Origin of the sequence: Rhodococcus sp. NPDC057135 (assembly GCF_042670865.1) — a bacterium.
In the GTDB taxonomy this organism is placed as follows: domain Bacteria; phylum Actinomycetota; class Actinomycetes; order Mycobacteriales; family Mycobacteriaceae; genus Rhodococcus_F.
Genome location: NZ_JBHUUU010000021.1, coordinates 35398 through 61845, shown reverse-complemented (window position 1 = coordinate 61845; position 26448 = coordinate 35398). Strand labels below are relative to the sequence as shown.

Annotated in this window: 22 protein-coding genes and 1 pseudogene; 20 read left to right on the top strand and 3 right to left on the bottom strand. The window is 63.0% G+C overall.

The features are described from left to right. Window positions 1-3 precede the first annotated feature (3 nt). Genes ACFT1A_RS28850 through ACFT1A_RS28815 form a run of 8 tightly spaced genes read left to right on the top strand, consistent with a single transcriptional unit; the run spans window position 4 to window position 7910 of the window. A complete protein-coding gene (locus tag ACFT1A_RS28850; protein ID WP_378449785.1) occupies window positions 4-1173 on the top strand; it encodes an MCE family protein in 1170 nt (389 codons plus the stop codon). Then, window positions 1170-2192 (top strand): MCE family protein, encoded by a 1023-nt coding sequence (locus tag ACFT1A_RS28845; RefSeq protein WP_378449784.1) that lies wholly within the window; start codon window positions 1170-1172, stop codon window positions 2190-2192. The genes ACFT1A_RS28850 and ACFT1A_RS28845 overlap by 4 nt, the downstream gene beginning before the upstream one ends. Then, window positions 2189-3211 carry an MCE family protein gene (locus tag ACFT1A_RS28840; RefSeq protein WP_378449783.1) on the top strand — a complete coding sequence of 341 codons (1023 nt, stop codon included), beginning with the start codon at window positions 2189-2191 and terminating at the stop codon, window positions 3209-3211. The genes ACFT1A_RS28845 and ACFT1A_RS28840 overlap by 4 nt, the downstream gene beginning before the upstream one ends. Further along, the gene (locus tag ACFT1A_RS28835; protein WP_378449782.1) at window positions 3211-4473 is read left to right on the top strand and encodes an MCE family protein; all 1263 of its coding nucleotides are present in this window, start codon (window positions 3211-3213) and stop codon (window positions 4471-4473) included. Before ACFT1A_RS28840 ends, ACFT1A_RS28835 begins: the two co-directional genes overlap by 1 nt. Further along, window positions 4470-5627 carry an MCE family protein gene (locus ACFT1A_RS28830; protein ID WP_378449781.1) on the top strand — a complete coding sequence of 386 codons (1158 nt, stop codon included), beginning with the start codon at window positions 4470-4472 and terminating at the stop codon, window positions 5625-5627. The genes ACFT1A_RS28835 and ACFT1A_RS28830 overlap by 4 nt, the downstream gene beginning before the upstream one ends. Further along, entirely contained in the window at window positions 5624-6943 is a 1320-nt protein-coding gene (locus ACFT1A_RS28825) for an MCE family protein (protein ID WP_378449780.1), read from the top strand. The genes ACFT1A_RS28830 and ACFT1A_RS28825 overlap by 4 nt, the downstream gene beginning before the upstream one ends. Next, complete coding sequence (locus ACFT1A_RS28820) at window positions 6910-7446, top strand: hypothetical protein (RefSeq protein WP_378449779.1); 537 nt, start codon at window positions 6910-6912, stop codon at window positions 7444-7446. The genes ACFT1A_RS28825 and ACFT1A_RS28820 overlap by 34 nt, the downstream gene beginning before the upstream one ends. 5 nt (window positions 7447-7451) lie before the next feature. Then, the gene (locus tag ACFT1A_RS28815) at window positions 7452-7910 is read left to right on the top strand and encodes a hypothetical protein (protein WP_378449807.1); all 459 of its coding nucleotides are present in this window, start codon (window positions 7452-7454) and stop codon (window positions 7908-7910) included. Here the strand turns inward: ACFT1A_RS28815 and ACFT1A_RS28810 are convergent. Further along, complete coding sequence (locus ACFT1A_RS28810) at window positions 7907-8497, bottom strand: TetR/AcrR family transcriptional regulator (RefSeq protein ID WP_003943994.1); 591 nt, start codon at window positions 8495-8497, stop codon at window positions 7907-7909. The genes ACFT1A_RS28815 and ACFT1A_RS28810 overlap by 4 nt on opposite strands. Window positions 8498-8763: 266 nt before the next feature. Here ACFT1A_RS28810 and ACFT1A_RS28805 point away from each other — a divergent pair, with 266 nt between their 5' ends. Further along, on the top strand, window positions 8764-10302 hold the full coding sequence (locus tag ACFT1A_RS28805) for an FAD-binding protein (RefSeq protein ID WP_378449778.1): 1539 nt from the start codon (window positions 8764-8766) through the stop codon (window positions 10300-10302). A gap of 30 nt (window positions 10303-10332) precedes the next feature. On the opposite strand, the gene ACFT1A_RS28800 is transcribed toward ACFT1A_RS28805, so the two are convergent. Next, window positions 10333-10842 carry a MarR family transcriptional regulator gene (locus tag ACFT1A_RS28800; protein WP_347872870.1) on the bottom strand — a complete coding sequence of 170 codons (510 nt, stop codon included), beginning with the start codon at window positions 10840-10842 and terminating at the stop codon, window positions 10333-10335. Window positions 10843-11017: 175 nt separating this feature from the next. On the opposite strand from ACFT1A_RS28800, the gene ACFT1A_RS28795 reads away from it, so the two are divergent. After that, window positions 11018-11800, top strand: a complete 783-nt coding sequence (locus tag ACFT1A_RS28795; RefSeq protein ID WP_283306787.1) for a dioxygenase — start codon at window positions 11018-11020, stop codon at window positions 11798-11800. 39 nt (window positions 11801-11839) lie between these two features. On the opposite strand, the gene ACFT1A_RS28790 is transcribed toward ACFT1A_RS28795, so the two are convergent. Continuing rightward, complete coding sequence (locus ACFT1A_RS28790; protein ID WP_378449777.1) at window positions 11840-12298, bottom strand: peroxiredoxin; 459 nt, start codon at window positions 12296-12298, stop codon at window positions 11840-11842. A gap of 57 nt (window positions 12299-12355) precedes the next feature. On the opposite strand from ACFT1A_RS28790, the gene ACFT1A_RS28785 reads away from it, so the two are divergent. The 10 genes and pseudogenes from ACFT1A_RS28785 (at window position 12356) to ACFT1A_RS28740 (ending at window position 26421) form a co-directional block, all read left to right on the top strand. Then, window positions 12356-13942 carry an anthranilate synthase component I gene (locus ACFT1A_RS28785; RefSeq protein ID WP_378449776.1) on the top strand — a complete coding sequence of 529 codons (1587 nt, stop codon included), beginning with the start codon at window positions 12356-12358 and terminating at the stop codon, window positions 13940-13942. After that, window positions 13939-14646, top strand: coding sequence for a TIGR02234 family membrane protein (locus ACFT1A_RS28780; protein ID WP_378449775.1), 708 nt, complete (start codon window positions 13939-13941; stop codon window positions 14644-14646). Before ACFT1A_RS28785 ends, ACFT1A_RS28780 begins: the two co-directional genes overlap by 4 nt. A gap of 125 nt (window positions 14647-14771) precedes the next feature. Continuing rightward, window positions 14772-15581 carry an indole-3-glycerol phosphate synthase TrpC gene (trpC, locus tag ACFT1A_RS28775; protein WP_003944016.1) on the top strand — a complete coding sequence of 270 codons (810 nt, stop codon included), beginning with the start codon at window positions 14772-14774 and terminating at the stop codon, window positions 15579-15581. A 74-nt stretch (window positions 15582-15655) separates the two neighbouring features. After that, on the top strand, window positions 15656-17017 hold the full coding sequence (trpB, locus tag ACFT1A_RS28770) for a tryptophan synthase subunit beta (RefSeq protein ID WP_065454984.1): 1362 nt from the start codon (window positions 15656-15658) through the stop codon (window positions 17015-17017). After that, window positions 17014-17817, top strand: coding sequence for a tryptophan synthase subunit alpha (trpA, locus tag ACFT1A_RS28765; RefSeq protein WP_283306781.1), 804 nt, complete (start codon window positions 17014-17016; stop codon window positions 17815-17817). The genes trpB and trpA overlap by 4 nt, the downstream gene beginning before the upstream one ends. Next, window positions 17814-18572: pseudogene (gene lgt, locus ACFT1A_RS28760) on the top strand (prolipoprotein diacylglyceryl transferase); the annotation flags it as partial. The gene trpA and the pseudogene lgt, both read left to right, overlap by 4 nt. A gap of 332 nt (window positions 18573-18904) precedes the next feature. Then, a complete protein-coding gene (locus ACFT1A_RS28755; protein ID WP_378449774.1) occupies window positions 18905-19330 on the top strand; it encodes a TM2 domain-containing protein in 426 nt (141 codons plus the stop codon). A 127-nt stretch (window positions 19331-19457) separates the two neighbouring features. Further along, window positions 19458-20309, top strand: coding sequence for a hypothetical protein (locus ACFT1A_RS28750; protein WP_378449806.1), 852 nt, complete (start codon window positions 19458-19460; stop codon window positions 20307-20309). Between the two features lie 132 nt (window positions 20310-20441). After that, window positions 20442-24926, top strand: coding sequence for a glutamate synthase large subunit (gltB, locus tag ACFT1A_RS28745; RefSeq protein ID WP_378449773.1), 4485 nt, complete (start codon window positions 20442-20444; stop codon window positions 24924-24926). Next, complete coding sequence (locus ACFT1A_RS28740; protein ID WP_378449772.1) at window positions 24919-26421, top strand: glutamate synthase subunit beta; 1503 nt, start codon at window positions 24919-24921, stop codon at window positions 26419-26421. The genes gltB and ACFT1A_RS28740 overlap by 8 nt, the downstream gene beginning before the upstream one ends. The last annotated feature ends 27 nt before the right edge of the window (window positions 26422-26448 follow it).

Sequence of the window (26448 nt, the reverse complement as noted above, 5' to 3'; positions counted from 1 at the left end):
TGCGTGCACAGATACGGCTACAAGTTGGCTGCGCTCGGCCTGGCCGCGGCGATCATCGGGGTCATCGCCCTGGCGGTCGCGTCTTTCAACCAGACGTTTGTCCCCCGCGTGCCGATCACGGTGATTGCGGAGCGCGCGGGACTCGTGATGGATCCCGGCGCACGGGTGAAGATGGCCGGGGTGACGGTCGGCTCGGTGGAGTCCATCACGCCGAGCGACGACGCCACTGCACGACTGTCGTTGTCGATCGATCCCGCAGCGCTCGAGTCGATTCCGGCCAACGTAGAGGTGGCGATCACGTCGAATACCGCCTTCGGCGCGAAGTTCGTCAGTCTGTCCTCGCCGGAGCGGCCCGCGAGCACGCGCCTTGCCTCCGGGGCGACGATCGACGCTTCCCGGGTGACCGTCGAGTTGAACACTGTGTTCGAGAAACTGACCACCGTGCTCAGGACGGTGGATCCGGGCAAGCTCGATTCGACATTGGGAGCACTTTCGACCGCCCTCCAAGGACGCGGCGAGCGCCTCGGTGTCGCACTCGAACAAGCTGATACGTCATTGGCCGAATTCAACACTGCACGTGAGGCGCTCGATCACGTGCTGACCGACCTGCCGCCCGTCACGCAGACCTACCGCGACGCTGTTCTCGACCTCTTGGACACAGTCGACTCGCTCACGACCACGGGGACCACTGTTCTCGACGAGCAGGAGAATCTCGACCTACTCCTGCTCAATGTGATCGGGCTGGCCCGCACCGGCGAGGACGTACTGGGAGCCAACGCCGACGGCGTCGACACCGTTCTTTCCCTGCTACGTCCGACGACCGCTCTGCTCGAGGAATACTCCCCGGTGATTCCCTGTATGTTCCACGGTCTGCAGGAGAGCAAGCGGATCGGCGACGGCGCCTACAACGGTCAACCGGGCATCAAGATGTCGATAGGTCTGATTGCCGGAACGGAACCGTACCGCTATCCCGACGACCTGCCCAAGGTGGCGGCTACCGGCGGTCCGCAGTGTATGGGTCTCCCTTTGCGTGATCCGAACGTCAACGCGCCGTACCTGGTGACCGACACCGGGGTGAATCCGTTTGCGCCCGAGCGTCAACCGAATGGTGGGCAGCCGATGAACACGGTCCCGGACCTGATGAGCTATCTGTTCGGGACGGAGATCCGATGAAAGTTCGTGGGTACACCGTCAAGTTCGGGCTCTTCGTCCTGGTGATGATCCTCGTCAACGCCGGGCTGATCCTCGTGTTCGGCCAGATGCGGGGCGGCGACGCCAAGTCGTACTCGGCGGAGTTCGTCAACGCCTCCGGGCTCAGAGCGGGTGACAAGGTGCGCATCGCCGGTGTACCGGTCGGCTCCGTCAGCTCGGTCGAATTCGGTGGGAATCATCGTGCCCACGTGAGCTTCAGCGTGGATGCGGGTGAGACCGTGACCACGTCGACCAGGGCCGCTGTTCGATATCAGGATCTGGTGGGCAATCGGTACCTCGAACTGCTCGACGACCCGGGAATCGCGGAACCGCAACCCGAGGGCCAGAGCATCCCCGTCGATCGCACCGCGCCGGCACTGGACCTCGATGCGCTACTCGGCGGCTTCAGGCCGCTGTTTCAAGCGCTGGACCCGGAGCAGGTCAACGCGTTGTCGATGTCCTTGCTCGACGTGTTCCAAGGACAGTCCGGAACTGTGGCTTCGGTGCTGGCGCACACCGGCTCGATCACCAACACACTTGCCGATCGTGACCAACTGATCGGCCGTGTCATCGACAACCTCGACGGCGTGCTCAGTGAATTGCGTAGCCGGGGTGGTCAGTTCAGTGACACTCTCGATCACCTACAGCAGCTGGTCAGTGGGCTCGCGGCGGATCGGGAGATGATCGGGAGCGCCGTCGACAGCGTGAACACCGCATCGGGTGCCTTCGCCGATCTCCTTGCCGGAGTTCGCCCGGACATCGCCGGGAACCTGTCGAAACTGGATGCAAGCCTGACTCCGCTGATCGACCAGCAGAGTGAGCTCGATCGGATTCTCGCATCGATGCCGTCGAACTACAGGCAGTTGATCCGAGTGGGTTCGTACGGATCGTTCTTCAATTTCTATCTCTGCGGTATCGCGCTGAAAGTCGACGGGGCAGACGGCACACCGCTCACTGTCGATTTGGTGGACCAGACGACCGGAAGGTGTGCGCCCCGATGAGAGAGATGGCACAGAACCAGGCAGTACGAGTGGGCGTCGTGGGATTGGTCGTCACGGCAGCCGTCGTACTGGCGTCGTTGCAGTATCAGAACCTCCAGTTCTTGAAATCAGGCGTCGGATACAGCGCGGTGTTCGCCGACGCCGGCGGCCTGGCTCAGGGAGACGAGGTCAATGCCGCAGGCGTGAAGATCGGGACGGTGGACCGGATCGAGGTCGAGAACGGACTCGCGCGCGTGGACTTCACACTGGACGGGTCGATCGCTCTGGGGGAAAGCACGTCTGCGGCGATCACCACGATGTCCCTCCTGGGCAAGCGGGCTGTCTCACTCGATGTGGACGGTGCGGGAAGGATCGCGGTCGGCGGCGAGATCCCGGTCGAGCGAACGAGATCGGCGTATTCGCTGCCCGACGTACTCGGCGATCTCACCACGACAGTGGAGGACATCGATCTCGACCAGCTCTCCGAATCGCTCGACGCGGTGGGGCAGGTGATGGGGGCCAGTGCGCCGAATCTGCGGCCGGCACTCGACGGTGTCGCGCGGATCTCCGACAGCGTCAATCGACGGGACGAGATGTTGCGCGGCTTGTTGTCCGATGCAAACGACGTCGCCGGGACGCTGGCCGAACGTGGACCACAGGTCAATGCACTACTCGTCGACGGCAACGCCCTGTTGGGTGAACTGGATCGGCGACAGGCGGCGCTGGGGGAAGTGATCACGAACATCTCGGCATTGTCGACCGAGCTGAGCGGACTCGTTCACGACAACGAGGCGCAATTGCAACCGGTCCTCGTCAAACTCGACACGGTTGTCGGCATTCTGCAGAACAACAAGGACAACCTCTCCCAAGGAATCGACGGTCTCGGCACGTACGTGGGCACGCTCGGTGACACCGTGGCCAGTGGGCCCTTCTACTACGCGTACGTCCAGAACCTGGTGCCGGCTCAATACACCCAACCCTTGATCAACGCAATGTTCGGGCTTCCGCCTGCGCCGCTACCGATTCCGGAGGTCAAGTGATGGGTGCAGCACACGTTCGTCTGTCGTCGAAGTGGCGCCGAATCGCCGCCGTCGGCGCAGGGATCATCGGCGCCGCGATCATCGTCGTATCGGGATACGTTGTGCTGCAACACGTGCGCTACTACAACGTGACGGCATACTTCACCTCGACGACCGGACTGTACGTCGGCGACGACGTTCGTGTCGTGGGAGTCGACGTCGGTCACGTCACCGGCATCACCCCGCAAGGAGACCGGATGCGCGTCGAACTGACACTGGCACGCGAGGTTCCGGTGGCCAGAGACGCAAAGGCGGTGATCGTCGCGCAGTCTCTGGTCTCGGCTCGCTTCGTGCAGTTGACGCCGGCGGTGACGGACGGCGGCGACGCGCTGGCCGACGGGGCGGAGATCGGGCTCGACCGCACGGCCGTCCCGGTGGAATGGGACCAGATCAAGGAACAGTTGGGCCGGGCCGCGGATGCATTGGGCCCGAACGGAGACGATCGGGGGCCTGCCGCCAACTTCCTGGACGGTGCCGGATCTGCACTCGCGGGCAATGGTGAGGCTCTGGGACGCTCGGTGACCGAACTCTCGGAGGCGATGAGCACGCTCGACGAAGGCGGCGCCGACCTGTTCGGCACGATCCGCGGCCTGCAGACTTTCACCACCGCACTCGCGGCAAGCGATGAACAGATCGTCCAGTTCCAAGGTCGGCTGGCGAATGTCACGAGCGTGCTCGCCGAGAGCCGGACGCAATTGGCGCCTGCTCTTGCCGATCTGGACGCCGCCGTCGGCGACGTGCGGCGATTTGTCGAACAGAACCGGGTTGGACTGACGGAGCAGGTCGCGAAGTTGGCGGACGTGTCGCAGGTGCTGGTCGACAAGCGCGCGGGCTTGGAAAAGGTGCTGCATCTGGCTCCGACGGCGTTGTCCAACTATTACAACGTGTACCGGCCGGCGCAGGGAGCAATGGTGGGTGTGCCCGCATTTCAGAACGTGGGTAATCCGATCGACTTGATCTGCGGCGGAATCGCCGGTCTGGCCAACGACACCTCGAAGAAGGGTGCGGATTTGTGCATCGAATACCTCGGCCCGTTGCTCAACACGATCAAGGCGAACTACCCGGATCTGAGCCTCAATCCGACCAGGGCACTCGGCGCGTTACCGGATCAGTTGATGTACAGCGAGCCTGATCTGAAACCGACTGCTGCGTTGGGCTTTCCGACCATGCCCCCGGCGCCTGACCTGGCCGGACTGCTCATGCCGTCGACGGAACCCCGATGACTACCCGGAGGTGGGTGACAGTGTGTCTGGGGGCGAGCACCGTGCTGGTTCTGGCGGGTTGCCAATGGAGCGGGCTGAATTCGGTTTCGCTGCCAGGCGCGGCTGGGCGCGGTGAGGGGAGTTTCGCAGTCGTGATCGAGATGCCGGACGTCACGTCGATAAGTCCCAACTCTCCGGTCATGGTCAACGACGTGACGGTCGGAAGTATCAGTGCGATCGAAACCGACAACTGGCACGCACGGGTGACGGTCGCACTCGACGGTTCGGTGTCCCTGCCCGCCAATGCGACGGCCAAGATCGGCCAAACCAGCCTGCTCGGGTCCAAACACGTTGCGCTTGCGCCGCCTACCGATGTTGCGCCGGAAGGGCGGTTGTCGGAGGGATCGGTGATCCCCCTCGCGTCGGCCGGCGTCTATCCCACCACCGAGGAAGCGTTGACGGCACTGTCATTGGTCCTCAACGGCGGCGGGCTCGCTCAGATTCACAGCATCACCACGGAGCTGAACACGGCGCTCGGCGGACGGACCGACGCGGCTCGCGACCTGCTGAGTCAGATGGATACCGTGACCGAAACACTCGACCGCCAACGTGATGCGATGGTCACGACCATGGAGAATCTCGACGTCTTCGCCGGTGAAATCACGGCCCAGAGAGATGTTCTCGGTCAGGCCTTGGAGACGCTCGATCCTGCCTTGGCGGAACTGAGCGCCCAGCGCGTGAGCCTGACCACCGCGCTCGATGCGGTCGGTAGGTTCGGGGACGTCGGGACCGATCTGGTCGATCGGACCCGCGACGATCTGAAAGCCAATTTGAGCTCCTTGGAATCGACGCTGCAGAAGGTGGTCGAAACGGGGCCGGACCTGATCAACAATTTGGGCAACCTGAGTACCTTTCCCTTTCCTCAGACGACCATCGACGACGGAATGCGCGGCGATTACACCAATCTGTGGGCGCTGATCGACCTCACGAGTAATCGTCTCCAGTCGGGGCTCGGCTTCGGCACTCCGTTCGGGGCGCCGCAAACCCCCGTGGAGAACGGAATCCTGGTAGATCCCTTGACCGCCCCACTCGGCACAGGGCAGCCCGGCCCACTTGGCACAGGGCAGCCCGCCCCACTTGGCACAGGGCAGCCCGCCCAGGGCGGTGGACGATGATTCTCACGAAGTTGGTGCGAAGGCAATTGACGATCTTCGCGATCCTCGCCGTGATAGGCATGAGCGCGGCCGCGATCTCGTATCTGAGAGTTCCGACGATGCTCGGAATCGGGCGCTACACGGTGACAGTCGAACTGCCCGACGCCGGCGGACTCTATCGCAACGCGAACGTGACGTACCGCGGCGACACCATAGGTCAGGTCAGGTCGGTGCGTCTCTTTCCGGGAGTTGTGCGCGCCGAATTATCCTTGGAGAGTGCGATTCCCGTTCCCGCCCGCGAGCTGACGGTAGCGGTGCGAAGTGTGTCGGCCATCGGCGAGCAATACGTCGACATGCAACCGAGTACCGCTGACGGACCCTTTCTGGCCGACGGAGATGTGATCGGCCCCGACGCTGTCACGATCCCGACCGAGATCGGACCGGTCCTCGATCAGGCGCAGGCGATGCTCGCATCGGTACCGCAGGACAAGTTGCGATCGGTGATCGACGAGTCCGCGGCAGCGTTCGGTGGCAGGGGAGAGGACCTGGCTCGGCTGCTGGATTCGACCACCTCGTTCGTCGATCAGATGTCTGCTGCCACAACCCCGGCCACGACGCTCGTACAGCAGTTGGATCCGCTCCTTCAGACCCAGGTGGTGACGGGCGACCAGATCCGCCAGTGGGCGTCCAGTGTCGCTCAGCTCAGTGGGCAGTTGGCGGTCGCGGACGGCTCCGTGCGCAACATCCTCGAAACCGGACCGGGCCTTGCGACCGAGGCCGACTTGCTCTTTCAAGGCCTGAAACCCACTTTGCCTGTGTTGCTTGCCAATTTCACCAGCACCGCTCAGGTGGCCCTGACCTACAACTCGGGGTTGGAGCAGGTACTGGTCATCCTGCCGCCACTGGTCGCCGCTCAGGAAACCGTTGTCCAACGCGGGCAGGTGGACGGCGCCGCGAACGTCAACTTCCACCTCCAGGCGCAGGACCCTGCGGCCTGCTCGACCGGCTACCTTCCGGCCGATCAGCGACGAGACCCGACCCAGATGAGTGTCCCGGACACCCCGGCCGACTTGTACTGCAAAGTTCCGCAGAACTCGGTCTTCGCAGTCCGTGGATCCCGGAACATTCCCTGTATGGAGGTGCCGGGCAAACGAGCACCGAGCCCGGAGATCTGTCGGAGCCCAGATCCGTACGTCCCCTCGGGAACCAATGCTCCCGGCGAGTTGTACACGGGGCCAGACGGAGTCGACTATCAACACACGGAAGTGGCTCCTGCTGCTTCCGATTCGGGGGAGGGTGAGCCGTGGCAACAGTTGCTGACGCCGACGAATCGCTGAGGGGCGCGGTGCTGAAGCCGGTCAGAGGGAAACGCGGTGTTCTCACTGCCCTGGCATGGATCGCACTCGCGGCTCTGAGCGTCGTTGTCGTCTTCGGTGCTCTGGCAGTTCGATCCGACCGGGCGCGAGAGACCCAGCGTCAAGAGTACGTCGACGGTGCGGTCGCAGGAGCCCTCGCTCTGATCGACGTTCACTCCGCCACAGTCGACGAGGATCTCGAGACGCTGAAGTCGCTGAGTACGGGAACCTTTGCCGACGAACTGAAGTCCGGCGAATCTGCGTTCGTCGCGTCCATCCGTGATTTTGCCGTCGAATCCGACGGGCGTGTCGACACCGCAGCCTTGGCATCGGAATCCGGTAACTCGGGAGTGGTGCTGATCGCGGCATCTGCCCAGGTCGGCAATTCAGCGGGAGAGTCTTCGGCGCGCACCTACCGTCTTCGCGTCGGTGTCGAGGACGTCGACGGGCGGGTACTGATGTCGAGTGTGGAGTTCGTGCCGTGAAGCGCATGGTCATGGCGCTTGCAGCGCTGGTCTTGATGGGAATCGGCGGCACTGCGATCTGGAGTCATCACCGTTCGGGGGACGCTGAAACCGCACGTGCCGAGGTGATCGGTGTGGCGCCCACGCTCGTCGAGAAGCTCCTGAGCTACAACAGCGATACCGTCGACGACGATCTCGCACGAGCGGCCGAAGGCGCCGGCGGATCGTTTCAGGACAGTTTCACCGAATTCGGATCGAAAACCGTTGCACCCCAGTCGAAGGAGCAGGGAATCAGCACGAAAGCCCGAGTCGTCGATGTCGGTGTGCTCTCCGTTGCCGCGGACCGCGCGGAAGTGCTCGTGTTCGTCGATCAGATCACGACGAGTACCGCGCAACCGGCACCTGCGTCGACGTCGAGCCGAGTCGAGGTGACGCTCGATCGAGTCGAGGGAACATGGTTGGTGAGTGCCATGACTCCGGTCTAGTGGAGGTTGTCGCGACCCGCCATGATCAGCCTGGCGGTGACTTCGAGACGATCTGCGATCTGCGAATACGACTCGTACCCCATGCCTGCTCGGACAAGCGCTCCGGACCAGGAGATTTCGAGTGCTTCGAGCACGTCGGGATCGTACGACGGACCCAGGGCCTCGATGAGCCGCTCGCGGATGTTCTTGCCGATACGTCCGCGGAGGTGTTCGACGTCGGGATCATTGCCCATCATCGCCGTGGTCACTGCCGCCGCCAGCTCCGGTTCGTCGGAAACGAGCAGTGCGACGCTGCGTAGGACCGAACAGACCTGCGCTTCCCGTTCCGCCTCGGGGGAGGGCTCGTGGGGTACCGCGTCGAGGCGACGCCAGAACAGTTCTGCCACAAGGTGACTCTTGGACGAGAAATAGGTGTATGCCGTAGCCGCGGCGACACCGGCCTCTGCTGCCACCATCCGCACGGTCAGATCGGCAAACCCTTTGTCGCGCAGGACCGTGATCGCTGCCGCGGTCAATCGATCGACGGTTTCGGCTTGCTGCTGGGTCAGTCGGCGGCGAGTGGACTCGAACTTGGTCTTACCAGACATGTGTCCAGACACTACGGGATCAGGCCCATGCGAGCAAAGTGTGCGCTATCTCCGCCTGTTCTCGCTCTCTCTCGGTGCCACGTCTCGCTCCCGCTCGGTGTCATGTCTCGCTCCCGCTCGGTGTCATGTCTCGCTCCCGCTCGGTGTCATGTCTCGCTCCCGCTCGGTGGGAGAGAATGTCGAACCCCCGCGATCGCTAAGTCCATGTGTTACAACGATTTCTAGAACATGTTCGGAACTTGTGCCCAGAATCAGAGAGGCTGACGATGACGAAGTGGGACGAGACGTGCGACGTACTCGCTGTGGGATCAGGCGGTGGACTCACCGGCGCGTACACGGCGGCCCGCGAAGGCCTCGACGTCATTGCGATTGAAGCAACCGACAAGTACGGCGGAACAACGGCGTACTCGGGCGGCGGCGGAATGTGGTTCCCGTGCAACGCCGTTCTCCGCCGCGGTGGCGACGACGACACCATCGAGGATGCGCTGGAGTACTACCGATCAGTGGTGGGTGATCGTACGCCCACCGACGTTCAGGAAGCCTACGTTCGAGGTGGCGCCGGGTTGATCGACTACCTCGAGGAGGACTCGAACTTCGAATTTCAGATACTGCCGTGGCCCGACTACTTCGGTGAAGAGCCCAAGGCTCGAGCGAGCGGACGGCACATTGTTCCCAAGCCTATGAACGCGAACAAGCTGGGTGCGCTTCGTGATTCGCTTCGTCCGCCGTTGGCGACGGAACGGCTGGGGGAGGAGTTGCCGAAGTACCTCGTCGGCGGCCAGTCGTTGATCGGTCGATTTCTGTTGGCGCTTGCGGAACTCCCGAACGTCACCATGCACCTGAAGACCACTCTCGAGGAACTGGTTGTCGAGGACGGAGTGGTGGTCGGAGCCGTCGTCGACCGAGATGGTCGGCGTCGAACCATTCAGGCACGCAGAGGAGTGATCCTCGCCGCCGGTGGATTCGAGCAGAACGAGACCATGCGTGCCGAATTCGGTGTCCCCGGATCCGCTCTCGACACGATGGGCTGCCCCGGCAACCTCGGGAAGGCGCACCAGGCGGCGGTCGCCGCGGGTGCCGACACCGACCTGATGGGCGAGGCATGGTGGTCGCCGGGACTCACCCATCCAGATGGGCGCTCCGCGTTTGCGCTGTGGTTCACGGGCGGAATTTTCGTGGATGACAACGGTTGTCGGTTCGTCAACGAATCTGCGCCGTACGACCGCTTGGGCCGCGCCGTCATCGAACACATGCGGGCTGGGAAAGTAACCACGCCGTATTGGATGATCTACGACAGCCGGGAAGGCTCAGTGCCGCCGGTGAAGGCACCCAACGTCCCGTTGGCTCCGTCGGAGCAGTACGTGGATGCCGGATTGTGGAAGAGTGCCGAGACACTCGAAGACCTTGCCTCCCAGATCAATGTTCCCGCGGAGAATCTGGTGGAAGCCGTGAAGCGGTTCAACGCATTGGCGGCAACCGGCGTCGACACGGACTTCGGTCGGGGAGGTACCGCGTACGACCGAGCCTTCTCGGAGGGCGCGTCGCCGCTCGTCCCGATAGATCAGGGACCGTTCCACGCCGCTGCTTTCGGTATCTCCGATCTCGGAACGAAAGGTGGTCTACGTACCGACGCGACCGGGCGCGTGCTGAAGACTGACGGGACGGCCATCGCGGGGTTGTATGCGGCCGGAAACACGATGGCAGCGGCCAGTGGGACGGTGTATCCGGGCGGTGGAAACCCGATCGGTGCGAGCATGCTGTTCAGCCACCTGGCTGCGCTGGACCTGACGAAGCCGCCGTCGTAGGCAGCAGTCGCCTGTTTCGGGACTGGCTGGTCAGGCCTTGCCGAGTCCGGCGGCGATTCCCTTGTCCAGTTGGGTGAGCATTGCCGTACCCAGGGACGAAAGCTGGGCAACCTGGCGATCGTCGAGGCCCTCGAAGAGCAGGCCTTGGACAGACGCGACGTGCGGTGGCGCGGCCGCGACAACCTTTGCCATGCCTTCGTCGGTGAGTACCGCGTTGGACCCACGGCTCCCGCGGATGACTTCCCGTTTCACCCAGCCGGCCTTCTCCATCTTCGTGATGACGTGAGAGAGACGGGACAGGGACGCGTTCGCGCGCTGCGCCAGTACCGACAACTGGAGTTTGTGGTCGGGGGCGTCCGAGAGTGCGGCCAGCACGAAGTACTCGAAGTGAGTGAGTGCCGAATCTCGTTGCAGTTGAGTGTCGAGTGCGGCCGGCAACCGAGTTACCAGAGCGATCAGTGTCAGCCAGGCTTCCTGCTGCTCGGCTGTGAGCCACTTCGTCTGAGACTGCGCGTCGGTCTGCGCGGTCGGTTCACTCATCGGTGACTTCTCCTTCGGGTCGAGCATTCTTCTTGCACAGAGCGTGCTGGTGTACAGCGTCTCAGACGCATGTCCAGAAGAATCTTGCGGGGAATAGTTGCGGGACGCAAGTGTTCAGTTCTATATTAGGTTGAACCTTCAACTTAACGACGAATGTCTATCCCGAGGAGTCCGTATGTCCACCACGACAATGCCTGCGCTGTATCTCAGCCACGGTGCTCCACCCCTGGTGGACAGTGCGTTGTGGGTCGAGCAGTTGGGGGCGTGGGCCGGTGATCTTCCGAGACCGACGGCAATTCTCGTCGTCTCGGCGCACTGGGAATCAGCACCGCTGACGATCGGATCGACGACAACGGGGACCCCGCTCATCTACGACTTCGGCGGTTTTCCCGAGAGGTTCTACCGCGCGAAGTACAACTCTCCCGGCGCTCCGGACCTCGCCGCACAGGTCGCCGCATTGATGCCGGACAACGAACGGGTGGTTCAGCAGCCGAATCGAGGCCTCGATCACGGTGCCTACGTGCCGCTCACGGTGATGTACCCGGATGCGGACATCCCGGTCCTGCAGATTTCGCTGCCCACTCTCGACCCCGAGCGTTTGCTCCATCTCGGTGAGCGCCTACGGCCCCTCCGCGAGCAAGGTGTGCTGATCGTGGGATCCGGATTCACCACGCACGGGCTACCGTTCCTGCGCGATCCGTCGCCGGAAGCGCAGGCCCCGGGATGGTCGGCGGAATTCGATGCGTGGGCAGGGGAGAGGTTCGCTGCCGGTGACGTCGATTCGTTGATCGACTTCCGCGCCCAAGCTCCCGGGATGCCGTACGCGCATCCGACCATCGAGCACTTCGCCCCGTTGTTCGTCACGCTCGGTGCGTCGTCCGATCCGGAACAGGTACCCACCCAGGTGATCGACGGATTCTGGATGGGACTTGCGAAGCGCTCGATTCAGGTCGCCTAGAGATTCGGGTAGCCCGGAGAATCAGGTTGCCCAGGGAAGTCAGCCCCGACTGCGAAGGAACTCGAGTGCCTGGTCGCCGTGTGTGTTGGCGCGCAGCTCGCTCGAGATGACTTTGAGAACGGTGCGGTCGGTGTCGATCACGAAGGTCGAGCGTTTGACCGGAGCCAGCTTGCCCAGAAGCCCGCGCTTGACGCCGAACTGTTCGGCTACCGCGCCGTCGGTGTCGGCAAGCAAGGGGTAGTCGAACGACTGTGCGATTGCAAAGGTGGACTGCGCTTCGACCGTGTCGGTGCTGATGCCGGCCCGCGAAGCGCCCACCGCCGCGAATTCGCCGCCGAGGTCACGGAAGTGGCACGCCTCGGCGGTGCACACCGGCGTCGAGGCTGCCGGGTAGAAGAAGAGGACCAGGGGTCCGTTCTCGAGCAGGCTCGTCAGCGAGCGCGGAGTTCCGTCCTGGTCGGGCAGCGAGAATTCGGGAGCGAGTTGGCCTGGTTTCATTCGGCCGAGGTTACCCGCGCACGACGACCGCGTGGGGGAGCCTGGGATGATGGAGCCATGCACGGCGAGCCCACCTCCATGTCCGCACGGTCGTCCGACACCGCGATCGTCGGTGACGCGTCCGATTCCACCACCACTCGGGAGCAGTTCCGTGCTCTCGCAGCCGAGCACCGGGTCGTACCGGTCACTCGGAAAGTGTTGGCGGACTCCGAAACTCCGCTCTCGGCATACGAGAAGTTGGCCGGCAATCGTCCCGGCACCTTCCTGCTCGAGTCGGCCGAGAACGGTCGTTCGTGGTCGCGGTGGTCGTTCATCGGCGTCGGAAGCCCGGCCGCACTGACCGTCGTGGACGGAGAAGCGGCCTGGTACGGCAATGTTCCCGCCGGCGCTCCGGCCGGCGGCGACCCGATCGATGCGCTCGGTGCCACCCTTGAACTACTTCGTTCGGAGCGGCTGCCCGACCTGCCGCCTCTGACGGGTGGGATGGTCGGATTCCTCGGCTACGACGCGGTTCGGCGACTCGAGAAATTGGGTGACTCGGCGGTCGACGACCTGCAGATCCCCGAGATGGTCATGCTGCTCGCTGCCGACATCGCCGCGGTCGATCACCACGAAGGGGCGATCACCCTCATCGCCAATGCCGTCAACTGGGACGGTACCGACGAGCGTGTCGACACGGCCTACGACGACGCGGTCGCGAGGTTGGACGCGATGACTCGCGCTCTCGCGGCGCCGGCGAAATCGACCGTCTCGACCTTCTCGAAAGCGACTCCGAACTACCGCCGTCAGCGCACCACCGAAAGTTTCGGTGTCGACGTCAAGAAGCTGATCGGCGACATCGAAGCGGGCGAGGCATTCCAGGTAGTGCTCTCGCAGCGATTCGAGATCGATTGCACTGCAGCGCCGATCGATGTGTACCGGATGCTGCGCGCGTCGAACCCCAGCCCGTACATGTATCTGCTCAACGTGCCGAACGGTGATGGTGAGACCGCGTTTTCGATCGTCGGTTCGAGTCCCGAGGCACTGGTCACGGTCGCCGAGGGCGTCGCGACCACGCACCCGATCGCGGGAACCAGATGGCGCGGTGCCACCGAGGAGGACGACATCCTGCTGGAGAAGGATCTCCTCGCCGACGAGAAGGAGAACTCCGAGCACCTCATGCTCGTCGATCTCGGGCGAAACGATCTGGGTCGTGTCTGCCGACCGGGCACTGTGAAGGTGCACGACTATCGGCACATCGAGCGTTACAGCCATGTCATGCATCTCGTCTCGACCGTCACCGGTCATCTGGCCGAGGGAAAGCACGCTCTCGACGCGGTCACCGCATGCTTCCCCGCTGGAACCCTCTCGGGCGCGCCCAAAGTGCGGGCAATGCAGTTGATCGAAGAACTCGAGCCCACCAGGCGGGGTATCTACGGCGGCATCGTCGGCTACCTCGACTTCGCCGGCGACGCCGACACCGCGATCGCTATCCGAACGGCATTGATCAAGGACGGGGTCGGATACGTCCAAGCGGGCGCCGGCGTCGTGGCCGACTCGGATCCCGTGTACGAGGACACCGAGGCACGCAACAAGGCGATGGCAGTACTGAGCGCCATCGCGTCGGCGCACACCCTGCGCACCATCGGAGGTGACGACCTGTGAGTGAGAACGAGTCGATTGCAGCGGAGCAGCCTACAAGCGCTTCTCGTGGCACCGCTGTGCCGAGAACGCTTCTGCTGGCGTTGTCGGCGGCAGCTTTGTGGGGCAGCTCACGAATGACGTGGGTTCATCTGACCTCGAGTGACGGCAAGACGCTGGAGCGGACGACGGACCTCGACGGCAGCACGTGGGCGGCGGCGATGACTCCACTCGCGCTTGCGCTGCTGGCGGCTATCGCGGCTTCGTTTGCGGTGCGAGGTTGGGCCCTGCGGGTAGTCGGACTGTTGGTGGCACTCGTCGCAATAGCGGTTGCGGTTCCGGCGGTGCAGTTGTTGGTTTCCGGTGCTTCTGCGGATCGAGCGGTGGAGTTGGCCGAGTTGTCCGGTCACCCGGAAGACCTCTCGACGACTGTTTCGGTACTGCCTGCGCTGCTGGCCTTGGTCGGAGCGGTGGCGGCGCTCGTCGCGGCAGTGCTCCTGATGCGCAAACCTCCAGTGCGAGGCGGGTTGTCGTCGAAGTACGACAACCCTGCTGCGCGTCGGGAGGCGGCCGCAAAACTGGGCAAAGCTGACACCGCCGCATCGGACGAGCCTGTGACGCAACGGATGTTGTGGGACGCGCTCGACGCCGGAGAGGACCCGACAGTCGCCGACGGGGACGACGGAGCTGGGGGAGACAACGGTGCGAAACCGGGTTCGTCGCACTGAGTAAGACTGAACCCTCACCTGCGTGGGTACCCCGACGGAGTAGCAAAATTTCGTCCCACTAGGCTGAGACCACCCTGATGACGTATCTCACATCGGGCTCTTGCCCAGAAAGGATTCGGGCCACGATGACCGTACTCGACTCGATTCTCGACGGGGTGCGCGCTGATGTCGCCGCCCGCGAAGCCGTACTCGACTTCGCTGCAGTCAAGGCTGCCGCGGCCGCTGCACCGCCTGCACTCGATGCTGCAGCAGCACTTCTGGAATCGAGCATCGGCGTCATCGCCGAGGTCAAGCGAGCGAGCCCGTCAAAGGGTGCGTTGGCCGACATCGCCGATCCCGCAGAGCTTGCCGCGGCCTACCAAGCCGGTGGCGCACGCATCATCAGTGTTCTCACCGAAGAGCGCCGTTTTCACGGCTCGCTCGCCGATCTCGACGCGGTCCGCAAAGCTGTCACCATTCCGGTGCTGCGCAAGGACTTCATCGTGGGGCCGTACCAGATTCACGAGGCTCGCGCCCATGGCGCCGACGTCATCTTGCTGATCGTTGCAGCGCTCGAACAGCAGGCGCTCGCCTCGCTGATCGATCGCACCGAATCCCTCGGAATGACTGCCCTCGTCGAGGTGCACACGGAAGAAGAAGCCAACCGCGCGCTCGAAGCCGGCGCCAAGGTGATCGGTGTGAACGCCCGCAATCTCAAGACTCTCGAGGTGGACAAGAACACCTTCGGTCGCATTGCTCCCGGTCTACCGACCGAGACGATCAAGATCGCCGAGTCGGGTGTTCGCGGAACTGCCGATCTCTTGGCGTACGCCGGTGCGGGTGCCGACGCGGTGCTCGTCGGTGAAGGCCTCGTGACCAGCGGTGACCCTCGCAAGGCCGTCGCCGATCTGGTCAACGCCGGCGCACACCCGTCCTGCCCGAAACCGTCTCGATAAAGCGCATCACCGGCCCGGCGTGCTTTGACGCACCCGGGCGGTGACCAGCGGCACCCTTGGGGCAGACTGGTGGGGTGACTTCACGTACTCAGGAACCAGGCTCCGGTGCAGTATCAGGTGCAGCATTCAAGGGCGGCAATCTGCCGCCCGCCAGCGCGGGACTCACCGAGCGCTCACATGATCCCGATGCCGGCGGCCATTTCGGCGTCTACGGCGGACGGCATGTGCCGGAAGCTCTCATGGCGGTCATCGAAGAGGTCACCGCGGAGTACGAAAAGGCTCGCGCGGACGACACGTTCTTGAACGAACTCGATCGCCTGCAGCGCGATTACACCGGACGCCCGTCGCCGATTTTCGAGGCAACGCGAATGAGCGAGTTCGCCGGTGGTGCGCGCATCATTCTCAAGCGTGAAGATCTGAACCACACCGGTTCTCACAAGATCAACAACGTTCTCGGTCAGGTTCTACTGGCAAAGCGCATGGGTAAGACCCGCATCATCGCCGAGACCGGAGCAGGCCAGCACGGTGTGGCATCGGCCACCGCCTGTGCACTGCTCGGTCTCGAGTGCGTCATCTACATGGGTGCTGTCGACACCGAACGTCAAGCACTGAACGTCGCCCGCATGCGCCTGCTCGGCGCGGAGGTCGTCTCGGTCGAGACCGGTTCGCGCACGCTCAAGGACGCGATCAACGAAGCCTTGCGCGACTGGGTTTCCCACGCGGACAACACCTATTACTGCTTCGGTACCGCGGCAGGTCCGCACCCGTTCCCCACCATCGTTCGCGACTTCCAGCGAGTGGTCGGCCTCGAAACACGTGTCCAGGTTCAGGCACTGACCGGTCGCCTGCCCGACGCAGTCACAGCCTGCGTCGGAGGTGGTTCGAATGCGATCGGAATCTTCCACCCGTTCATCGACGATCTGTCGGTACGGCTGGTGGGCTACGAAGCAGCCGGTGACGGTGTCGAAACTGGTAGGCATGCAGCAACATTCGCCGGTGGTACACCGGGTGCATTCCAAGGCGCCTACTCCTACCTGCTTCAGGACGAAGACGGTCAGACCATCGAATCGCACTCGATTTCTGCCGGTTTGGACTACCCGGGTGTCGGGCCCGAGCACGCCTATCTCAGCGACATCGGGCGCGCCACCTACGAACCCGTCACGGACAGCGAAGCCATGGATGCGCTTCTGCTGCTCTCGCGCCGCGAAGGCATCATCCCGGCCATCGAATCCGCCCATGCCGTTGCCGGCGCGCTCCGACTGGGCAAGGAACTGGGCGAGGGCGCGATCATCGTCGTCAATCTCTCCGGTCGCGGTGACAAGGACATGGATACCGCCGCAAGCTGGTTCGGTCTTTTCGACGGCGCCTCAGGTCAGGCAGCCGCTTCGGATGATGCAGCAGACGAGAACGACAACACGGAAGGCTCGGACAAGTGAGCGAACGACCATCACGCCTCGCACCCACCTTTGCCGCGTGCAAGGCTGACAAGCGTGCCGCCCTCGTCGGATACCTTCCTGCCGGTTACCCGACGGTTCCCGAGTCGATCGACGTGTTCAAGGCGATGGTCGACGGTGGCTGCGACATCATCGAAGTCGGTGTCGCGTATTCCGATCCGGTCATGGACGGTCCGACCATCCAGCGCGCAGCCGAAACTGCACTCTCGAACGGTGTCCGTCTGCGCGACATCTTCACCGTGATCGAGCAGATCAGCTCGGTCGGCGGCAAGGCCGTCGTGATGACGTACTGGAACCCGGTGCTGCAGTACGGTGTCGACAAGTTCGCACGGGACCTCGCCTCCGCCGGTGGACTCGGACTGATCACCCCCAACCTCATTCCGGAAGAAGCAGGCGCCTGGATGGAAGCATCCGAAGAGCACCACCTCGACCGGATCTTCCTTGTCGCTCCATCCTCGACCGAGGAACGGCTCGCCATGACGCTCGACGCGAGCAGCGGATTCATCTACGCGGCCTCGACAATGGGTGTCACCGGCGCGCGAGACGCCGTCTCGTCCATGGCTCCGGAACTGACCGCACGAATCCGCGCGCACTCCGACATCCCCGTCGGCGTCGGACTGGGAGTCCGCTCCGGCGCACAAGCTGCCGAAATCGCGGCGTACGCCGATGCCGTCATCGTGGGTTCGGCCCTGGTCTCCGCGGTCGAGAACGGGTTGGGTGCGGTTCGCTCGCTCACCGAAGAACTCGCCGAGGGCGTCCGCTCGGCTACCGTGGCGTCGTGACCTCAACTGTGGACCTGCTGGCCTATATCCCCAGCCCGCCCCAAGGCGTCTGGTACGTCGGACCGGTGGCGCTGCGCGCCTACGCGCTCTTCATCATCCTCGGCATCATCGTCGCGATCGTGTGGGGAGATCGTCGTTGGGTCGCCCGCGGTGGCGAGAAGGGGACCGTTCTCGACATCGCGATCTGGGCTGTTCCCTTCGGTCTGATCGGTGGCAGGCTCTACCACGTATTGACCGACTGGCCCGCCTATTTCGGCGAGAACGGTACGCCTCTCGACGCACTCAAGGTGTGGCAGGGCGGCCTCGGAATCTGGGGAGCTGTCTTCCTCGGCGGTATCGGTGCGTGGATCGGCTGCCGGCGACGCGGCATTCCCGTATCTGCCCTCGGTGACGCGATTGCGCCCGGCATCCTGCTCGCGCAGGCCATCGGCCGTATCGGCAACTACTTCAACCAGGAGTTGTACGGTCGCGAGACCACCGTGCCGTGGGGCCTCGAGATCTTCGAGCGAGTGAACTCGTCCGGCCAACTCGATCAACTCGCAGGTGTCTCCAACGGAGAAGTCATCCGGGTCGTTCACCCGACGTTCCTCTACGAGGCTGTGTGGAACGTCCTGATCGTGATCCTGCTTGTCCTCGTCGACCGCCGATTCAAGATCGGCCACGGACGCCTCTTTGCTCTGTACGTCGCGGGCTACTGCCTGGGCCGATTCGTCGTCGAGCTGATGCGCGACGATTTTGCCTACGAGATCGCCGGCATTCGAGTCAACACCTTCACTTCGGGGATCGTGTTCTTCGCCGCACTTGCCTACTTCTTCCTGGCGAAGAAGGGGCGTGAGGATCCGGCTGATTTGAAGTCGAAGAACTACGTTGCTGCGGTATCTGCCGGTGAAGGAGGAGCCGCGACGCCCGTTACCGAGAGTGATTCAGCAAAGACCGATGCAAAGGCCGATGCAAAGGCGGATGCAAAGGCGGATGCAAAGGCCACTGAATCTGATTCCCCTCAATCCGATTCCGGTGAGGCAAGCGCCTCAACGGCAGCGACGGACGAGTCGTCGGACGCGGTGAAGCTGTCGAAGAAAGACAAGCCGTGACAGGTCCCTATTCGCAGGGGGGATTCCCCGAGGATCAGGGGCCGGTGTACGGCGCGCCCAATCCGTACGGCTATCAGCAGCCACTGCCGGCTCCGTCGATGTACGGGTTCGGTGATCCCTACGCGCCGTACGGTCGGCACCCGATAACCGGGGAACCGTATTCCGACAAGTCGAAGGCCACTGCCGGCCTGTTGCAGATTTTGCTGGGCTTCTTCGGAATCTGTGGAGTCGGGCGCCTCTACATCGGAAGTGTCGGCATCGGACTGTGCCAACTGCTCGGCATGTTCTTCGCGCTGTTCATGTCTGCGTTCCTCATCGGAATTCCATTTGCCATCGGAATTTGGATCTGGGCGTTCATCGACGGCATCGTGATACTTTCGGGCAATGCGCGGGACGGTGCTCGCCGGCCATTGCGAGGATGAGTCGCGAGCACGAACTGAGGACAGATGTGTGGGGGACTGGCCTCGAGAAGGTCGAACCCTTCTCGCGGTCCGCTAACAAAAGCTATTACGTACCGTCGTCGAATCGAAGGAAAGTACGTTGCCTAACTTGAACAAGAATCCGGAACCTTCCGAGTCGGGGGACTCGTCTGGATCGCAGCCGCCAGTTCCACCGCAGTTCGGGTCGCCCTTCGACTACGACGCGACGGCGGATGCGTCGTTGACGGAGACATCGGCGCCCACGGAAAAGACGCCGTCGACGGAGACCACCGGCACCGGTCCAGGCTGGGACACGTATTCGGGAGTCGGAAACGGTCCGGGTTGGGGAAACCACCCCATCTACCCGCCGCCGACCGGAACCGAATCGACCACAGCGTTTCCCACTGCTGATTCCACACCGAATCAGCCCACAGCGCCGTACACGTCGCAGGAAAGCTACGCCGCTCAAAACTATCCGGCGCCTGACTACTCGAGCCCGACCCAATCGCCGACGGACGGTCCGGTCTACGGTGCGCCGGCAGATCAGACTCCGAATCCCTACGCGGCTCCGCCGCAGGGCTACCCCCAGCCCGGATATTCACAGACGGGTTACGGTCAGCCGCAGGGATACCCACAAGCGCAGGGTTATGTCCAACCCGGTTACGGTTTGGTTGATGCATCCGCGCCTTACGGCCGTGATCCGCTGACGGGTGAACCGTTCTCGGACAAGTCGAAGACCACCGCCGGCCTGTTGCAGATTCTTCTGGGATTCATCGGTATCTGCGGCATCGGTCGGTTGTACATCGGAAGCACGACCATTGGAGTGCTCCAGCTACTCGGTATTTTCCTCGGCTACATTCTTCTGTTCCTGGTCGTGGGAATTGTCGTAGTCCCGGCAATCTGGATCTGGGCCTTCATCGACGGAATCATGATGTTGACGGGTAGCGTGCGCGACGGCCAAGGTCGGCCACTGCGTAGCTGATCGAGACGACGTTCGGAACTGTGACCCCCTGATGCATCGGTATCAGGGGGTCACAGTTTTACTCTCGCGACCTGCGGTTATCGGCTGATAAACTAGCGCTCGTCGGCTGCATGTCCGTGTGGAGGTCGCCGAGTGCCGTTTTCTCGAATACCTGACCCTCGAGGCCTGTACGACCCCGATCAGGAAACCGATTCATGTGGTGTAGCCGTGGTAGCAGACACCTCTGGACGGCACATGCATTCCATTGTCGACGAGGCGCTGGCGGTCTTGGGCAATCTCTCCCATCGCGGCGCAGTCGGGCGCGAATCCAACAGCGGAGACGGCGCGGGCATTCTGATTCAGCTGCCGACGGGGTTCTTCGACGCGGTGACCGAGTTCGAGCTTCCACCACCCAATTCGATGGGTGAGAACACCTACGCGGCCGGAAACTGCTTTCTTCCGGTGGACGAGGAAGCACGTCGTCAAGCGGTCGTTCGGATCGATCAATGCGCAGCGGCAGAAGGACTGCGGGTTATCGGGTGGCGAGAGGTACCGGTCGAGAGCGACTGCGTCGGAGTCGTTGCCGCGCAGTGCGCTCCGTACATCGGCCAGTGTTTTGTGATGTGCTCCCAGTCCAGAGATCACAGTGTGGGCGGAATTGCCTTGGACCGACGAGTGTTTGCGCTCAGGAGGCAAGTCGAGCGGATTCACTCGGACAGCACTGCAGTGTATTTCCCCTCGTTGTCCGCGCGAACCATCGTGTACAAGGGCATGCTCACCCCGGCGCAGTTACCCGGTTACTTCACCGACCTGCGCGATGGCAGAATGCGAACCGCCTTGGCAGTCGTGCACAGCCGATACTCCACGAACACTTTTCCGTCGTGGCCACTCGCTCAGCCGTATCGCTGCATCGCTCACAACGGCGAGATCAATACGATTGTGGGAAACAGGAATTGGATGCGTGCTCGCGAGCCGATGATGCGGAGCGCATTTTTCGGCGGGGACATCGATCGCTTGTTTCCGATCTGCACCCCGGGAGGATCCGACTCGTCGTCGTTCGACGAAGTTCTCGAGCTTTTGACGCTCGGGGGCCGCAGTGTGCAACACGCCATCGCGATGATGGTTCCCGGCGCCTGGGAGAACGATTCTTCGATGCCTGACGCGATAAGGGCTTTCTATCAATTTCACGGTTGCCTGATGGAACCGTGGGACGGTCCGGCGTCGGTGACATTCAGCGACGGCACTGTTGTGGGGGCGGTGTTGGATCGCAACGGACTTCGACCAGGGCGATGGTGGCGGATGAAGAACGGCCGTATCGTGTTGGCCAGTGAGAGCGGTGTGTTCGACGCCCCCACATCCGAGGTGCTGGAAAAGGGGCGCCTCGAGCCGGGGCGCATGTTCCTCGTCGACACTGCTCGTCGTCGCATCGTTCCCGATGCGGAGATCAAGTCGGAACTTGCGAGCACAGCTCCCTACCGGGACTGGCTCGCCGGGGGGTTGGTCGATCTCGAGGACATCCCCGAGTCTGCGCCCGCCCGAGGCGATCAGGCTCCGCTGTTGCAACGTCAGCTGCTCTACGGATACCAGGCCGAGGACCTGCAGGACATTCTTGTCCCGATGGCAAGCTCAGGATCAGAGCCGTTGGGATCGATGGGCGTCGACACGCCGCTCGCTGTTCTCTCGGATCGACCGAAGCTCTTGTACGACTACTTCGTTCAGCTCTTTGCCCAGGTGACCAACCCGCCGTTGGACGCGATTCGCGAGGAAGTAGTCACGACACTCGCAACCACGCTCGGTGCCGAGCAGAACCTGTTCGAAGCATCTGCCCGATCGTGCCGGAGGATCGTTCTGCAGAAACCGGTAATCGGTCCGGTGGAATTGCAGAAGATCGCAAAACTCCGCGGCCCTCGAACTCCGACAAGCACTGTCCTGCAGGGAATCTTCGATGCGCGGGGCGGTCTCGCCGAGGGTGTCGAGAGGCTTCGTGAGGCCGCCCGAACTGCCGCCACCGCCGGCATCGAAATCCTTGTGATCTCCGACCGTGGATCGGACTGCGAGCAGGCTCCCATTCCGTCGTTACTCGCAGTGTCGAGCGTGCACCACGATCTTGTTCGTCATGGCCTGCGAACCAAGGTCTCACTCGTTGTCGAGTCGGGTGACGCCCGCGAAGTTCATCACATCGCCTTGCTGATCGGCTACGGTGCGGCGGCTGTCCACCCGTATCTTGCTCTCGAATCGGTAGAAGCACTCAGTGAGCGAGACGAACTTCCCGGGATAGATCCGAAGACGGCAACGGACAACTATCTGAGAGCTACAAATTCCGGCGTGCTCAAGGTGATGTCGAAGATGGGAATCGCTACGGTTCACTCCTACACGGGCGCTCAGGTTTTCGAGGCCGTGGGCTTGGGCAGAGAGTTGGTCGACGAGTATTTCTGCGACACACGAAGCCGGATCGGCGGCATCGGTATCACCGAAGTCGCCCGCGAAGTCCTGATGCGTCACGCGGCAGCGTGCTCGGGGTCCGCGGTGCGGCATCGTCAGTTGAGCAGCAGTGGAGAGTTCCGGTATCGCCGCGGTGGTGAATTGCATCTGTTCACGCCAGAGTCCGTGTTTTTTCTTCAACATGCGACACGGTCAGGACGTAGTGACATGTTTCGTTGCTACAGCGACGAAGTCGATCGACTGAGTGCGCAGGGCGGAACACTGCGGGGATTGTTTCGATTCCGACACGGGATTCGTCCGCCGATTCCGCTCCGTCATGTCGAACCCGTCGAGATGATTCTCGCTCGATTCAACACCGGTGCGATGAGCTACGGCTCCCTCTCTGCCGAGGCGCACGAAACGATGGCGGTTGCGATGAACGCTCTCGGCGGACGTTCCAACACCGGTGAGGGCGGAGAGTCATCGGAGCGGTTACGTGACAACAAGCGTCGAAGCGCCGTCAAGCAGGTCGCGAGTGGTCGCTTCGGGGTGACCAGCGATTACCTCGTCAACGCCACCGACATTCAGATCAAGATGGCCCAAGGTGCCAAACCAGGTGAAGGAGGGCAGCTTCCGGGGTCCAAGGTGTACCCGTGGATCGCGGAAACCCGGTACTCGACGCCAGGGGTCGGCCTCATATCTCCGCCCCCTCACCATGACATCTATTCGATCGAGGATCTCGCCCAACTGATCTACGACCTCAGATGCGCAAACGATCGTGCGCGGATACACGTGAAACTGGTCAGCGCGGTCGGAGTCGGGACAGTTGCGGCAGGTGTGGCTAAAGCGCACGCCGACGTTGTGCTGATCTCCGGTCACGACGGTGGGACGGGCGCGGCGGCACTCTCGTCCATCCATCACGCGGGCACGCCGTGGGAGATCGGGCTGGCCGAAACTCAGCAGACGTTGGTGCTCAACGGGTTGCGCGATCGGATCGTTGTCCAGTGTGACGGGGGTTTGCGTACGGCACGGGACGTCGTCATTGCCGCGTTGCTGGGGGCGCAGGAGTACGGGTTTTCCACGGCGCCACTCATCGCGGCCGGTTGCGTCATGATGCGGGTATGTCACCTCGACACCTGCCCCGTCGGAGTAGCAACTCAGAATCCCGAATTGCGGGAGCGATTCACCGGCCGGCCCGAGTACGTCGAGAACTTCTTCCGCTTCATTGCCGACGACGTACGACGGTTGTTGGCAGAGTTGGGGTTTCGAAGTGTCGATGACGCTCTGGGACACGCGGACGTATTGGAAATGACTCCGGAGGTGGCGCACTGGAAGAGTCGGACGTTGGAACTCTCACCACTCTTCGACGTGCCGGCCGCGCCGGCCGGCGCGGCCTACCAGCCGTGTGTACCTGTTTCGAGCGAACTCGAACGCACCCTGATCGAGTGTGCCGCGGCCTCACTCGAGAACGCTCGACCCGTGAATATCGAACTGCCGATACACAATACGGATCGAGCTGTGGGAACGAGGCTGGGCGCTGAGGTGACCAGACGCTACGGCGCCGTCGGGCTACCCGAAGGCACCATCGACATCGTGCTCAGCGGAACGGCAGGCCAGTCACTCGGTGCGTTCTTGCCACCCGGCATCTCGCTCGTCGTCGCCGGCGATGCAAACGATTATGTGGGGAAGGGTCTCTCGGGTGGACGGATCGTGCTTCGCCCGAGCGAAGGCGTGCCCTTCAAGGCCGAGGAGCAGGTGATTGCGGGCAATACCGTGCTGTACGGCGCCACGAGCGGTGCACTCTATGCACGGGGGCGTGTGGGGGAGCGCTTCGCCGTGCGTAACTCGGGCGCGGTCGCTGTGGTGGAAGGCGTCGGAGATCACGCGTGTGAGTACATGACCGGGGGTCGCGTCGTGATACTCGGCCCAACTGGTAGGAACCTTGCTGCAGGCATGTCCGGCGGGATTGCCTTCGTACTCGACTTGAACGCCGAGAAGGTCAACTGCGACATGGTGGTTCTCGAGCGGCCTTCGGCGGAAGACTGTCGTCGGCTGGTCGAGATTCTCGGTGATCATCTGGCCGCGACCGGCTCGTCGGTCGCTGCACAACTTCTCGACGACTGGGTCGGTCAGAGTCCTAGATTCACCAAGGTTCTGCCTGTCGACTATCGGAAGGTCGTGGAAGAGAACCAACTGGTGGAGCCGGCTCATGCCTGACCCACGTGGGTTCCTCAGCGTGAAACGATCCGGCGCACCGACCAGGCCGACCGATGTGCGAGTCGGGGACTGGGAATCGGTGTACGAGTCGATGGATCCCGTGGTGCGCAATCGAGACGTTTCTGCACAGGCCTCGCGATGCATGGACTGTGCTGTGCCGTACTGCCATTCAGCCGGGGTGGGCTGTCCGCTCGGCAATCTCATCCCGGAATGGAACGACCTGGTTCGGCGTGGACGGTGGTCCGAAGCCTCGGAGAATCTGCATTCCACCAACAATTTCCCCGAGTTCACCGGACATCTGTGCCCCGCTCCGTGCGAAACGGCGTGCGTTCTCGCACTCGACGACGAGCGCACGTCGGGAGGTGTCACCATCAAACGCATCGAACAGGCGATCGTCGACAACGCCTGGGAGTCGGGTTCGTTGGGGCCACGGGCGCCCGTAGTTCACAGCGCCAACCGTGTTGCGGTAGTCGGTTCGGGACCGGCAGGACTGGCTGCGGCTCAACAACTGACACGCGCCGGACATCGTGTCACGGTGTTCGAGCGGAGTGATCGAATCGGGGGACTGCTTCGCTACGGAATCCCGGAATTCAAGTTGCCCAAAGCCTTGATCAACCGGCGACTGGCCCAGTTGACCGCCGAGGGGACCCGATTCGTCACCGGCTGCGCCGTCGGAGTCGACGTGAGCGCACAAGACCTCATGACGAAATTCGAAGCGACAGTCCTGGCGGTCGGGGCCGATCGTGCCCGAGACACCGACGTGCCGGGGCGTGGCCTTCGCGGAATCCATTGTGCGATGAAGTACCTGCGTGCCGCCAACCGTGAATGCGAGGGTGACGGCGCGTCGAGTATCTCGGCGCGAGGTGAGAACGTCGTGATCATCGGTGGCGGTGACACGGCGGCCGACTGCCTCGGCACGGTGCATCGCCAGGGTGCGCGCTCGGTGACGGAACTGGATTACCACGTCCCACCCCCGGGGCATCGCGATCGAGACCGCGACCCGTGGCCGTTGTGGCCGCGGATCGTACGCAGCTCCCCGGCAGACGAGGAGGGCAGTGACAAACGGTTCCGATGGGCGGCGCAGGAATTTCTCGACGACGGTGACGGTGCAGTTCGTGCAATCCGGATGGTTCCGGTCGCCGTGTCGCGGGGAGAGAACGGACAGCGGACCCTGGTGCAGACCGGGGACACGACGGATCTCGAGTGCGAGATGGTGCTGCTCGCTCTCGGATTCGACGGCGTCGAATCCGCGCCGCTGCTTACCGACCTCGATGTCGGCACCGATCCGCTCGGCAGAATCGAGTGTGATGTCGGGTGGCAGACCCGGACACCCGGCGTGTTCGTCTGCGGCGACGCGCATCGCGGGGCGTCGCTCGTCGTGTGGGCGATTGCCGAGGGGCGGTCGGCCGCACGTGCCGTCGACGTGTATCTCACCGGTGGGTCCGACCTTCCGTCGCCGGTACATCCGAAGGCATTTCCGCTGTTCGTGAGGTGAACAACTGAATCGAGTAAGAACAGAAAG